At 55.1% G+C, this 13,109-nt stretch carries 12 protein-coding genes; 3 read left to right on the top strand and 9 right to left on the bottom strand.

Features of this window, described 5'->3' with window-relative positions:
- Positions 1 to 164: 164 nt before the first annotated feature.
- The 6 genes from ACFSX3_RS08515 to ACFSX3_RS08490 all read right to left on the bottom strand — a co-directional run bounded on the left by ACFSX3_RS08515 (position 165) and on the right by ACFSX3_RS08490 (position 5,105).
- Positions 165 to 1,373: a hypothetical protein gene (locus ACFSX3_RS08515; RefSeq protein ID WP_209987513.1), complete on the bottom strand. Its 1,209-nt coding sequence runs from the start codon at positions 1,371 to 1,373 to the stop codon at positions 165 to 167.
- 315 nt (positions 1,374 to 1,688) lie between these two features.
- The gene (locus ACFSX3_RS08510; RefSeq protein WP_209987065.1) at positions 1,689 to 1,958 is read right to left on the bottom strand and encodes a hypothetical protein; all 270 of its coding nucleotides are present in this window, start codon (positions 1,956 to 1,958) and stop codon (positions 1,689 to 1,691) included.
- Between the two features lie 76 nt (positions 1,959 to 2,034).
- A complete protein-coding gene (locus ACFSX3_RS08505; protein WP_209987067.1) occupies positions 2,035 to 2,451 on the bottom strand; it encodes a collagen-like protein in 417 nt (138 codons plus the stop codon).
- Positions 2,452 to 2,662: 211 nt separating this feature from the next.
- The gene (locus tag ACFSX3_RS08500; protein ID WP_209987070.1) at positions 2,663 to 3,640 is read right to left on the bottom strand and encodes a phosphotransferase; all 978 of its coding nucleotides are present in this window, start codon (positions 3,638 to 3,640) and stop codon (positions 2,663 to 2,665) included.
- Positions 3,633 to 4,529 (bottom strand): NAD-dependent epimerase/dehydratase family protein, encoded by an 897-nt coding sequence (locus ACFSX3_RS08495; protein ID WP_209987072.1) that lies wholly within the window; start codon positions 4,527 to 4,529, stop codon positions 3,633 to 3,635. The genes ACFSX3_RS08500 and ACFSX3_RS08495 overlap by 8 nt, the downstream gene beginning before the upstream one ends.
- Positions 4,530 to 4,559: 30 nt before the next feature.
- Positions 4,560 to 5,105: a pyridoxamine 5'-phosphate oxidase family protein gene (locus ACFSX3_RS08490; RefSeq protein WP_209987075.1), complete on the bottom strand. Its 546-nt coding sequence runs from the start codon at positions 5,103 to 5,105 to the stop codon at positions 4,560 to 4,562.
- Between the two features lie 141 nt (positions 5,106 to 5,246).
- Between ACFSX3_RS08490 and pdxR the strand changes: the two genes are divergently transcribed.
- A complete protein-coding gene (pdxR, locus tag ACFSX3_RS08485) occupies positions 5,247 to 6,674 on the top strand; it encodes a MocR-like pyridoxine biosynthesis transcription factor PdxR (RefSeq protein WP_209987078.1) in 1,428 nt (475 codons plus the stop codon).
- Positions 6,675 to 6,781: 107 nt separating this feature from the next.
- On the opposite strand, the gene dhaK is transcribed toward pdxR, so the two are convergent.
- Positions 6,782 to 8,542, bottom strand: a complete 1,761-nt coding sequence (gene dhaK / locus ACFSX3_RS08480; protein WP_209987081.1) for a dihydroxyacetone kinase subunit DhaK — start codon at positions 8,540 to 8,542, stop codon at positions 6,782 to 6,784.
- A complete protein-coding gene (locus tag ACFSX3_RS08475) occupies positions 8,539 to 9,681 on the bottom strand; it encodes a glycerol dehydrogenase (protein ID WP_209987085.1) in 1,143 nt (380 codons plus the stop codon). The genes dhaK and ACFSX3_RS08475 overlap by 4 nt, the downstream gene beginning before the upstream one ends.
- Positions 9,682 to 9,854: 173 nt before the next feature.
- On the opposite strand from ACFSX3_RS08475, the gene ACFSX3_RS08470 reads away from it, so the two are divergent.
- A complete protein-coding gene (locus ACFSX3_RS08470) occupies positions 9,855 to 10,856 on the top strand; it encodes a PocR ligand-binding domain-containing protein (RefSeq protein WP_209987088.1) in 1,002 nt (333 codons plus the stop codon).
- Between the two features lie 2 nt (positions 10,857 to 10,858).
- Here the strand turns inward: ACFSX3_RS08470 and ACFSX3_RS08465 are convergent, their stop codons facing one another.
- The gene (locus ACFSX3_RS08465) at positions 10,859 to 12,025 is read right to left on the bottom strand and encodes a DUF7832 domain-containing protein (protein WP_209987091.1); all 1,167 of its coding nucleotides are present in this window, start codon (positions 12,023 to 12,025) and stop codon (positions 10,859 to 10,861) included.
- A 135-nt stretch (positions 12,026 to 12,160) separates the two neighbouring features.
- Between ACFSX3_RS08465 and ACFSX3_RS08460 the strand changes: the two genes are divergently transcribed.
- Positions 12,161 to 13,015, top strand: coding sequence for a LysR family transcriptional regulator (locus ACFSX3_RS08460; RefSeq protein ID WP_209987092.1), 855 nt, complete (start codon positions 12,161 to 12,163; stop codon positions 13,013 to 13,015).
- Positions 13,016 to 13,109 lie beyond the last annotated feature (94 nt).

The raw sequence follows: 13,109 nt of genomic DNA, 5'->3' as shown, positions 1-13,109 counted from the left end.
CCTTCTACCCTACGATTTGCAGGAAGAATGCAGTCACTCCTGCTTAGGCACCATAGCAAGCCAGCGTGGACCAAGTCACACACCGTTTGGATCAATCCTGATCCTAGTTTATCACTAATGAAACTAAATTTTAAGATTTATCTTAATTTTTATAAACTTTTTCATTAATAATCACGGGCTGCATCGAACCAGCCCTGCGCCAATTCCTCTGTTATAGGCTGCCCGATCTGGTGCTCTGACTGGCTGAGTTGCCATACAGCTTCGCCAAGGTCTTCCCTCTCGGAAGTCTCAACGCCCTTCAGTGAATTGAAGCGCAGAGTGAATGCAGTAATAGCTGCTTCCGCCTCTTCAAGATTGCGGGCCTCCGCCATAGCTGCTTCTGCAGCATCGTAGGCTTCGTTCGCCAGCTTGGCCAGACGCTTAGGCCAGGCGGAGAACGGGCGGCCGTACTCACTTAACCACCACTCGGGCTTTCTCAGCTGGCTCACAGAGGCATACTTGTCCCAAGGGCGGACCTTGGCCCGCGCCTTCATCTGCTGCCTTAGACGCTTGCCGCCGGCCTCTTCCACATTGAAGGCTATGAACTGATCGAGCAGCGGCCACGCCTCCAGCGAAGGCAGACCGTCAAGCTCCGGCATGAAGCGCAGCTCCAGGCTGGTCAGCCCGGTAAGGCGGGCAAGTGCGTCAAGATCACAGAAGCTGCCCCACAAGCTCAGGGATTCCAGGTTCGGGAATTGCTCCAGACCCGCAAGTGAAATAGGCTGGCCCAGCGGCGGGCTATTCAGCGCCAGAGTGGTCACCCCATTCAGCACGCCGAGGTCCGGCAACCGGTAAGGCGCATCGCTCTTGCGCCGGCTTGTGTCCGGCACCAGGGCCAGATAATCCGGCAGATGACCGGAAGCCGAGAAGCGCGTCAGATCGCCGGACAAGCTCAGGCGGTACAGCTTCTCCGGCAGCTTCATGCGGAGTAATCCGCCGGACTGCAGGCTCATTGTAATATTCAAGCCGTAGATATCTGCCCGGCTGGCATCCAGCTCCGCAGCTTCCGGCAGAACAGGCGTCCAGCTCATCTCCTCAATAGGACGCTGCTCTGCCCACTCCAGAAATCCCGTGTCCCCGCCGGTATACCGCAGATAACGCGGCCAGGGAGAGCCTGCGGGCGTGGCGAACGGCTCGAAGACGGACCAGTTCATGCGCTCATCCGCAGCGACCAGCAGTTCCGCTGGTTGCTTCAATTCCTTGGGGCCGATCGATAAGCTGCCAACCCCAGCCTTACGGACCAGTGTGTGGCTGCCGGGGCCTGTGAGGTCAATGACGTAGTTCCCTGGTTCTGTAATCGGAGCCGGGGGGAGCGCTTGGTTATCTGTGGACATTTCAGGCATTTGCTTCATCCTTTCTGCTCGATCCTACCTGTATTTGCTATACTAACTCAACCATACGATATCCTGGAGCTCGCAGCAACTTTGCCTGAATCATGTACATATAAGTGCCTTTTTTCCAACTACTGCCCCGGTATAGTCTATCTGCGCATGAGCAAGTGGAAAAAATCCATCTGTTTCCCCCTCTCCCACCCTATCGCTTATCTCAAATGAGGAGTAAGACGAGAAAAAGCCCGGGCCCTCTCCGGCCCAAGCATTGATCTCTCTCATTAAATTGGATTGGAGTGCAGCACAGGGACAATACTTGTTCTAGTCTAAGAGCGAGGTAACGCCCAGTGCAGCGAACAGAAGCAATCCGAGTCCCAGCAGAATGCCTCCCATCAGCGAATACCGAACCTCCCGCTGAAAAGATGCAGTACCTGGGCCTCCAGGTGCCGGTGGGCCGGGCTGGGCTACCACGCCTTCCAGACGGGTACGCCGGCCCGTGCGCCGCCGTTGATAGCCAATAATGAGTAATACAATCCCCAGCAGACTCAAGAAGCTGCCCGGGTAGACGAATGCCATCCACAGGTTGTCCATAGTACACCTCCCTGTTCGTGATCTTGATCTATACTTAACCAGGTCACGGTACGCCAAACAGGGAGATGCCGCCAGGCTAGAAGCAGGTGAACGAGCTGACCCGGTTCAAATCAACGCCGTAGTATCCCCAGAAGAAGCCGTTCCATCTGAAGCCTGCGACCGAACTTCTGCCCACGAATACCGGGTAAAACCAGAACTGCTCACCATTATTCAGCCAGATATAGGTGTTGCGGAACAGGCATCCTCTGATGCCTCCGGGGTCAACCGCATAAGCTGTGACCGCCGGTGCTTGCGGTACGAATTGCGGTGGCGGTGCAGTCGGTGCTGCTACTCCCCCAGGCGTCCCCGGAAATCCTCCAGGCCCTCCGCCTGGAATCCCCGGCAAACCCGGTATCCCCGGAGTCCCCGGCCCTCCCGGCAAGCCTGGTCCACCCGGAAATCCCGGTATCCCCGGAAATCCTCCGCCGCCTCCCGGCACTGGTATAAATCCCATATACATCGCTCCTCTTTCGCTTCATTAGGCATAATCATCATATGCATTCGCGGAGAAGATGCCTGGGCGGATGCCCAGTTGCAATGGGCTTTTAACAGCATCCTGTCTAGCTGAGGGTTATTGGCACTACAGCTCCTTTTTTACGCGGCCATAAGGATCCCTGGCAATGCTTATAGATGGTGTACATAGCCGTCTTCCTCCTCATGGATCATCAGACTATATCGTAAGAGCGGAACTCACTAATGAACTCCTCCAGCCAGTCTTCCGTATAATCCAGCGCACCGCTGTCACTGATGAACTCGACATCAAGTCCCATCACCCACAAGCGGCGGGCAATCATAAACAGATCAATTGCAGACTCATCTTGTTCGGACAACTCTCTGACCGAGCGGTAGCCCGACATTAACGCCTGCCACAGCGGTTCCTTCTTCTCCTGCGGCAGACGTTTTCTGTGCCGGACCTGGGCCAAATCGTAAGCTCGCCAACCTTGTGCCGCCCATTCAAAATCATAATGCGTAAACGTATCGCCCTCCTGGAAGGCATTGTTATTCCCGTGCAAATCTCCGTGGCAGATACCCCAGTCCAGGCCCGGACTAGCAGCGTTGATCCGCTCCGTTAATGCACTGGCGAACTCGCGCAGATATGCAGCTGAGCGGTGTCCCTCGCCGAGATAATCCACAATACGGTCCAGCGGCTGGGAGATCAGAGCGCGGGTATCCAGATCCGGTCTAGGCAAATCCAAGGAGACCCTGTCCATGGCAGCATGCAATTCAGCAGCAGATTTTCCGAAGGAAATACATGATTCTTCATCATGCAGCACGTTCTCAGTGCCTGTCAGATAACTGTAAATCACGGCAACTCTAGGGCCCTCCGGCGCATCGATGACTGTATATAAGCTGCTGTTCTTTTGAGGGAGTGGAACGGAAACCTTTGTATTTACTGCGCTCAGTTGGTGCTCCAGCTGTGTCAGGAGGGACAATTCATAGACAACATCACTTTCAGCTATAGATTGGCGGTAGATCCGAAGAATATAAGTGCCTGTGCCGGTACGGATTCTGTAAGTATCGTTTAAGCCGCGTAACCAGAACAGGCAATCTCGCCAATCTCCAATGTCGTACAGAGGACTAAGGCAGTATTCCAAATACTTTGGATCTAGAACGGAACGCATGGCCGTCGGTTTATTATACATTTAGTTCTCCCCTAGCTTGCTGCTCCAGCCGGACAACGGTCTCCTCGAATGTTTTGACCGGACTGTAGCCCAGTTCGTTTTTTATTTTGTCACAACTATACGCCGTTCTTATAGGGTCTCCGCCCGGTATAACGAACTTCTTGTTCAGGGCAAGTCCGATACGCATCGTAAAATCTTTTTCCGGATAATTTCCGTCAATTGCGTTATAGCACTGGTTCCCGGCCGCAGGCTGCGTCGCTGCAAGTACACACATCTCAGCCAGGTTGTCCGCATGCACCCAGGGCGTTAAGTCCTCCGGATGAATCCAGTTCACTTCCCCGGAATCAGCAAGCTTAGCGATCAGTCTGTCGCCCCAGTGCGAGTTGAATTCGGAGCAGATTACTCCAGGACGCAGGATCACACTTGTCAAACCGTTAGCCATTGCAGCCTGTACGATCCGTTCCGATTCACATTTGGTTGAAATGTATACCTCCCCGTGGCCGAAGGCAAGGCTGCTTGCCTCATCCAGCCCCACCTCTCCATCAAAATGACCATAGACGGACACCGTCGAAAGATGCACGAAGCGTTCCACTCCCGCGGATATAGCCCCGTCAACCAGACTCTGCACCCCCTGAATATTGGACGCCTCGGCAACCGCCCGATCCTCCCCCAGATACGCCGCAGCGTGAATGATAATATTCACACCCCTGAGCGCTTCCGAGATGACAGCTCTATCTGTCAGGTCTCCAATGACGGGTGTAATGCCGAGCTCTTCACATAGCGCGATCTGGTCCGTATTTCGGATAAGCCCTTTGACCTCCGCTCCCTCGCTGAGGCATTTTTTTGCAATTTTATCTCCTGCTGTGCCCGAAACGCCTGTCACCAGAACGACCTTATCACGAAGTCTCATGGGCCTCCTCCTTTAACCTAGCTAATCAGACTATTCACTCGATGAGTTACTATTCTTACTATACATACTATCGGCGATCACCGGACTTTCCTTTGCCGTAATATGGCGCGGAGTAATCCGGCATACTTGAACCGGTCCGCCGAATACCGCCGATCTGTATTTGTCTACATGCTGCTTGGACAGGGGCCGGTTGTGGTAGCCGGGTACATATTTGTTCATCATCTCTTGAAGGACCTGCGTCGCTTCGTCCAGATCCGTAATCGGCTCCGCCTGTCCGAATATCATCACGCTCATGTAGGCGGTATCTGTCTTGGCAGGCACGGGATCGGTGATGGTTCCATACTCCTCACATACCGTGAAGCACACCTCTGAATTTGCACTCATCACCTGATTGCGTCTTCCGTCTCCCGCCCCGTGAAAATAAAGCTTCCCATCCATCCACACATAATTAAGCGGCACAACATAGGGGTGATCTCCGTCAACCAACCCGAGATAGCCAATCCTTGTCTGCTGCAAAAAAGCCTCAATTCTTGCTTCATCCTTGCACTCTCTAACCTTATACCGTACAGAATTCATATCAACATCGCTCCTTGTCACCTCTGTATTATTACGGTAGTATATCAGCTAATGGACTGTACTTTAACATCCAAATAAACGAATCTTAAGCAGTCCATAAGTCTGATTCCAAGCCGAATTGGCAATGTGGAGGGAAGCCCGATGTTGAAGGTAGACCGCAAGGACAAGAAGCCGATCTGGCAGCAACTGCTGAATCAGGCTATCCATAATATTAGAAGCGGCATCTGGGCGCCCGGCGAGCTGCTGCTCCCTTCCCGTGAACTGGCCCGCCAGCTAGGGGTATCCCGCTCAACGATCCAGACCGTCTATGAGGAACTGTTAAGCAGAGGGTATACCGTGACCTCACGGCGGGGCGGAACACGGGTGAACCACTGGAATCAAGTAACAGAGCCTGTGATGGCAATCCTGTCAAAAGGGCCCGTCCCTCCCTCGCTCCCCCTGCTAAGCTCAGCAGTCAATCAGCTGCATGACTGGTTCGGAGGCCAGCAGCAGGAGACTGAGATCGATTTCACTCCACATGAGCCTTATGTGGACAGAGTTTTTCAGAATAACTGGCGGCAATCGCTGCTCCATGCCTCCGCAGCCATGAACTTATCGGATTGGTCCTACGGGAATCCCTATGGCCTCCTGGAGTTACGGCAGCAGATTCAGCGCTATTTATTGCTTGAACGGGGGATCCGCGTCGATACCCGTCAGATTCTCCTGACCTCAGGAGCCCAGCACAGTCTTGACCTGATTGCCCAGTCGCTTCTGACCGAAGGCGATACGGTATCCGTGGAAGATCCCGGCTTCCCTGCGGCGTGGATGGCGATGAACTATCGGCGGATGCGTGTAGTCCCGGTCCCCGTTGACGAGCAGGGTCTTAAGGTTGACGAGATCCACCCGGAGTCCAGAGTCGTCTTCGTCACCCCCTCCCACCAGTGTGCCGTAGGCTGTGTAATGTCAGAGCCGCGCAGGCAGCAACTGCTGCATAAGGCTGTGCAGGAGCAGCTCTGGATCATAGAGGACGATTATGACAGTGAATTCCGCTATCGCGGCGATCCGCTCCCCACCCTCTATAGCCAAGCGGCGAATAACACCCTATATCTGATGAGCTTCTCCAAAATGATTGCCCCCGGCATCCGCATATCGGCAATTGTCGGCCCGGACCGGGCCATCGCCCAGCTGGCCCGCGTACAGGAGCTGACGTACCGCCACCTTCCGGTCATGGATCAGCTCACCTTGACCCACTTCATCCAGAAAGGGCATTTCATGCGCCATATGAGAAGAGTCCGCAATGTGTACCGCCGGAGGCATGAGGCCATCACCAAGGCTATCACCGCCAGCGGTCTAGGGGAGAGGTTCACCTTGAGCGGCGCAGAGACGGGCCTGCATGTATTCCTTGAAGCGGAGCCGGCCTATGACGAGGAAGCCGTGACCCGGTTAGCCCTGGGGCAGGGAATACGGATATACCCTCTTGCACCCTACTGCCTGGAGAGCCGGAGAAAAGGCTGGGTGCTCGGGTTCGCCAAGGTAGACGAGACCCGGATTGAGCAGGGAATCCACCGGCTGGCCGGGCTAATTTTATAGGCGGAGCCCATCCGCTCAGCCTATTCCGGCGATTGCAACATTATACCAGACAAGAATAAGCCCGCCGTCACGGTGAAATGACAGGCGGGCTTATAACGTTGGAACACTTACTGGACAGCGTTAGACAGCTCTGTGAAAATAACCCCCAAGGCAAATGCGCCCGCATCCGGGTGGCCGATGCTGCGCTCGCCTACCGTCCCGGCCCGGCCCATCCGCGCGACGATAGCTTCTGTGCGTCTGGCCCCCTCAACAGCCGCTTCGGCCGCCTTGGCGAAGGCCTCCTTCAAGGATGCCTGCTGCTGCGCACTGCTCTTCCAGGTTTCGGCACAAGGAATCAGCGCATCGATCAGCGTCTTATCACCCACAACTGCCCCGCGTCCGAAGGAGCGTTCACCGGTAGCCTGGATGCCCTGAACCGCTGCTTCCAGCATTTCGGCCATCTCCAGCGTATTCAGCGAGGTCCGGCCTGTGGCATATTTGCCTGCTGAACGGAAGGCTGAGCCCCAGATCGGACCGGAGGCTCCGCCGCAATGCTCCATAATGATCAGGGAGCAGGCCTGAAGGAAGCTTCCGATATCCGTGGAGTGATGCTGCACAAGCTCCTTCCATTCCCGCTTCAATTGCTTGAAGCCCTTGGCGACGCTCATCCCGAAATCTCCATCACCTGCATGGGCATCCAGCTCACAGAAGGGTCCCTCATTCGCGATAATAATCTCGCTCATCTTATCCACCAGATAGATGATATTCTCCAGCTGCAGCCGTTCGTCACGGAGGACAGCGAAGTCCGGATCGGTCTCGGCCGTCAGGCTCACCTCAGCCTGAGCCTCCTGCTGCGGAAGAGGGCTGACGTATTGCACCGGCTCCAGGTCGCCCGTTAACCGGAGCGCCGGAGTATCACAAGGCTCAGCAAGCCATCTGCGCAGCTCATCATCTAGCTTCATCAGGCTGATGGAAGCGCCGGCCATATCTATGCTGGTCATATAGTTGCCTACAAGAGATTGGCGGATGATGATCCCCCGTTCTCCCAGACTACGGATCACGGAGTGATTGAGCAGGTATAGCTCCTGCAGAGGCGTTGCGCCGAAGCCGTTGACCAGCACTACCACCTCTCCGCCGTCCGGCTGATCCAGATTCAGACTGGCCAGCAGGGCAGAGATCATACGTTCCGCCAGCTCATCGGCGGTCAGCAGCTTTTCTCTGCGGATGCCCGGTTCACCATGAATGCCGACCCCATACTCCATCTCATCCTCCTGAAGCTGGAAGGTAGGCGTACCCTTGGCCGGAACGGTGCATGAGGTAAAAGCAAAACCAAGACTGCGCACATGAGCAGCCGCATGCTGCGCGGCCTGCTTCACCTCTGCCAGCGGCAGTCCGGCCTCGGCAGCCGCCCCGGCAACCTTATGCACCAGAATCGTGCCAGCAACCCCTCGGCGTCCCACCGTATACAGGCTGTCTTCTACGGCAATATCATCATCAACCTTCACATAGTCCACAGCGAGGCCGTCCTCGGCCGCCAGATAAGCCGCATTCTGGAAGTTCATCATATCGCCGCTGTAATTCTTAATGATCAGCAGAGCGCCCTTAGGGCCGGTATGGTTGCGGATCGCCTGATAGACCTGAATCTGTGACGGGGAGGCGAAGACATCCCCGCAGACTGCGGCATCCAGCATTCCCGGTCCGACCAGCCCGGCATGGGCCGGCTCATGGCCGCTGCCCCCGCCGCTGATCAGCGTTACCTTGTCAAGATTGGGCGTAGACCTGGAGATAATTTTGTATTTGCTGTCGAATGTCAGCTGGGGATGAGCCATCACCAGTCCGCTGCACATCTCACGGACAAGATTGGCCGGGTCGTTGATTATCTTTTTCATACGCGCTGCTCCTTGCTCTTCTTGAAGGCTTCGCCCAGCTTGTCAGCAACAGCAATGGCAGCGGCAACCGCTTCTGTGGTAACCGGGAAAGGCATCGAATGAATCGACTCCTCCGGGATACACGCCTTGCGGGCCACTTCCATCAGCTCCTCATGGGAGATGGAAGCGACACCAATATCGGCCAGGCATACGGGAAGGCCCACGGAATGGCAGAAGGACAGCACCTGATCGATCTCTGCCTGCTGCGCATTCTCCAGAACGAGCTGTGCAATCGTGCTGAAGGCTACCTTTTCGCCATGGTAATAATGATGGGTGCCTTCAAGCGCCGTCAGGCCGTTATGGATAGCATGTGCGGCAGCCAGACCGCTGCTCTCAAACCCGAGCCCCGACAGCAGGATGTTCGTTTCAATAATATTCTCCAGCGCCGGTGTCACCACGTTCTGATCGCAAGCCAGCTTGGCTAAGACGCCATCCTCCAGCAGTGTATCGTAGCATAAGCGGGCAAGGGCCAACGCGGCTTTGGTGCCTTTGGCCTCCGTAATCACGCCTGCATGCACTCCGCAAGGTAGCCCCGCATTGACATTGGAATAGGATGCCGCAGTAGCTCTGGCCTCGAAGTAGGTGGAGAGGGCGTCGCCCATCCCGGACACCAGGAAGCGGGTAGGAGCCTGCGCAATAACAGTCGTATCAATCAGCACAACCGAAGGGCTGGCTTTGAAGTAAGCATAATCCTCGAAAGCGCCTTCAGAAGTGTAAATCACAGCGGAATGGCTGGTGGGTGCATCGGTAGCTGCAATGGTAGGAACGATAATTAGCGCATCGCCTTCTGCCACACATTTGGCCGTGTCGATCGCCTTGCCGCCGCCAAGACCGATTGTACAAGCACACTTATGCTCGCGGGCCAGCTCCTGTAGTCTGGAAATCTCCTGCCGGGAGCATTCGCCCTGGAAATCCCCCTTCACGAGGGTAATGCCGAATTGACTGCTGGTGGCATCGAGCTTCGCTTGCACACGCTTCACATCATCCGGGTGCGCAATCAGCAGAGCCGATGTGCCGAAAGTACTGACGAAGTATCCCAATTGAAGCAGCTCATCCTCACCTTGTGTGTACTTAGCCGGGCTGATAAAGGTTCTTCTCATTCTTTCATTCCTCCTCGAGTCGTATGTCCCCATTATAGACAAATGGATAGAGTGGCGCATGGGACAAAGCAAACGAATTAATATGCTGAAAAATAGTATTATTATGTTGCCCTGCATCTGAATTATAATTATCTTGTTCCCACTTGTGACTGTAGATGGAAAGGGTGAGCCGAATGCAATCCAAATTCGATTTGAAATATATCATTGATATGGACGAATGGGGCAAGCTTCAGGAATCGTTGTCCCTTGTGACGCGCATGGCCATCATTATGGTCGATTATAAAGGTGTGCCGGTTACGGCACATAGCCGCTGTCAGGCCTTCTGCCAGACCGTACGCAGCGACAAGGAATTCTCAGCCTATTGTCAAAAATGTGACGCGCGCGGAGGTCTGGAGGCTGTGCGGCTGAGCCGGCCCTATATCTACCGCTGCCACTTCGATATTCTCGACATTGCTATCCCTATCATTGTCGATAATCAGTACATCGGTGCGCTGATGGCCGGACAGATCCGGCTGGCGGAGGGAAGCGGCCCGAATCTGGAGCAGATTGTATCCCGTCCGCAGCAGGACGCCATGACGGAGGATCGGGCCCGCAAGTACGAGCTGCTGCCCGTCATGACGTATGAGGAGGTCGTGGCCACCGCCGATATGCTCTATCATTTGTGCAACTATGTGGTCAAAGAATCAATCCTGAAGCATGAGCTGCTGGAGCGGAACCGGCAGCATGAGGCCTTGAACCCGCAGGAGTCCAAGCTCCAGCTTGAGCTGCCGCCTCTGCCCGTAGAGCCGCCCTCGGCTCCCAAGACTCCGGTCTCTTCAGGAAGCGCATACAAGACGGAATGCATAAGTCCTACGCTGCAGCCCGCTTTTGACTATATGCTGAGCCACCGGGAGGAGAATTTCTCGCTGAAATCGCTGGCGCTGCTATGCCATATCAGCCCGAGCTACTTCAGCCGCCTGTTCACCAGGGAGATGGGCGAGCATTTCTCGCTATATGTCGCGCGCATGAAGATCGGGTGGGCGAAGGAGCTGCTGGCAACAACAGATTGGTCAGTCAATGAGATCAGCAATCACTTGAATTTTTGCGATGCCGGCTATTTCATTAAGATCTTCAAAAAATACGAGTCGGCAACTCCCCTGTCCTACCGTGCTTCTCTTAAAACAAATCCAATATAACATCAAGGAATAACCAGGCCGTTCTTGAACGCCAGCTTCACATCATTCTCACGGACATAGGCGGAATTGTCCCAGGATTCTCCCTCCTGCAGCCGCTTGTAGGTCTGATGAATATTCCGGCGCCAAGGCGACGGCCGACTGTTGAAGTAATTCGTGAAGAAGCGCTGCGCCTGCTCTTGTGTGCCGAAGCACAGCAGATAGGCCAGCGGACTGGATTCAGCATCGCAGATGCCGGGGAATCCTGCGCCGCAGGCGGCAAGCTGCTCCAGTGCGCGGGGACGGTCTGCGAACAGAGCGAACAGCGGCAGGACACGTTCCCCAATCAGCTGACCGATCTCCTGCCGGGAGGAATCCAGCTGTGATCCGGCGACCTGCCAGACGATGGCGCTTGACGATTTCTGCGGCCTGCGCAGCGAGCCGAACAGAACGGTATCGTCCCCTCTGCCGGTTTGTCCGGCAAGCCATTTTTTGAGGGACTTGCTGGCAATCCGCAGGTTCACGGTCATCCGTACATCGGTGCGGGTGTTGTAAGACTGCGGATTGAAAGAGAGCTCAAATACGGTGTCCTTGTCGGCCGCTGTTTTTTTCCATACCGTTCCGGCCTTATTGGATTTGAAGCCCTCTGCCTGGAGGAACTGCTGCCCGGTCTGCTGGCAGGCCTGAAGGAATTGAGCTTTGGGATCAAGCTTACGGTTAGAAGGGCCTTCAGACCAGACCTCCCACTGGGCATAACGTTCGTCTAGCACGGGCTGTAGGCGGTCATAATTCCCCCAGGTGTTCTCCACATGATAGATGCTGGGGTATTCACGGCCTTGTTCAGCCGCCTGGCGGTTGAAGACCTCACAATAATCATTAAGGTAGCTTCCATACTGTGCGGCGAAGAGCGATTGACCGTCGTAATAATCGGCGGCGAAGGCATTGCCGCGCTCGTCCAGATCCTCATCCCAGAATTTCCCGTCGCAATACTCCAGCAGGTAATCCAGTCCCGTGAGCTCACGGCGTTTCAGCCGCTTCAGCGCCTCCGCCGACTCCTCAAGGTGAATTTCCCCCGCCATACCGCGGCCCAAGGCCCAGGCCAGGAACATCCCGATATGAATCCCGCCATTCTCTTCCGGCAGATCTGCAGGATAATCTCCCCCGGAATGCCAATCGATCCGGTCATATGCCATATAGGTCTCCTTTCGGCCAGCAGGCTCTAGCTCCCGGCTTCCTTTTTTAGTTTGTCATCAAGGATGGAATTCAGTACAATGATCAGCATCGGAAGGTACTACCATAGATTATGATATACAGAAGGTGACACCGCAATGGAAAGTGGAGATTTGAGGATTTTTCAGGCTGTTGCCCGTGAGGGTTCGATTACGAAGGCTGCGCAAGCCTTGAACTATGTTCAGTCCAATGTGACCAGCCGGATTCAGTTCCTGGAGGCCGAGCTGAAGGTCCCGCTGTTTCACCGGTCCAATCGTGGGATGACATTAACGCCTGCGGGTGAGAACCTGCTGGAATACGCGAATGCCATACTGCTGCTAATGGACGAGGCTGTACAATCAACACAATACTCGGAGCACCCGGCCGGCCCGCTGCGGATCGGCTCTATTGAGACGACTGCGGTCATTCATCTGACTACGATGATCGCCGGCTACCATTCCCGCTACCCCGATGTCCATCTGTCGCTCATCACAGGCGAAACGCATGACCTTCTGCACAAGGTGCTTGATCATAAGCTGGATGGTGCCTTCGTCTATGGACCTATAGACCAGCCGGATATAGGGCATGTTGCGGCTTACGAAGAGGAATTGGTGCTTATCGCTGAACCCGGGACAAGTGAGCTGCATGAGTTGCTGCACAGGCCCATGCTGTTCTTCGACGTTGGCTGCACACACCGGGTCAAAGCGGAGCGCTTCCTGCGCGAGAGCGGGATGCACTCCTATCAGATCCGGGAATTCGGCACGCTGGAAATGATTCTAAACGGAGTATCTGCCGGGCTCGGCGTATCGCTGCTGCCTAAGTCCTCGATCCGCAAAGCAGAAGAGGCCGGACGAATCACCTCCCACCGCCTGCCCGAAGAATACCGGAAGCTACAGGTATGGTTGATATACCGCTGCAACACCGTGCTCTCCAGTGCAATGTCCAGGTTTTTGGAGATGGCCGGGCAGGGATAGATAACCGTTACTGGAACCATTATATTCGGTTTTTCACATACATTTGGTCCCGTACTCCCCATCGGTGCATATAAAAAAGATCAGAACCTATTCC

The sequence above is a fragment of the Paenibacillus rhizoplanae genome (assembly GCF_042684125.1).
Classification (GTDB): Bacteria; Bacillota; Bacilli; order Paenibacillales; family Paenibacillaceae; genus Paenibacillus_AQ; species Paenibacillus_AQ rhizoplanae.
This window is presented reverse-complemented; position numbering and strand designations above follow the sequence as displayed.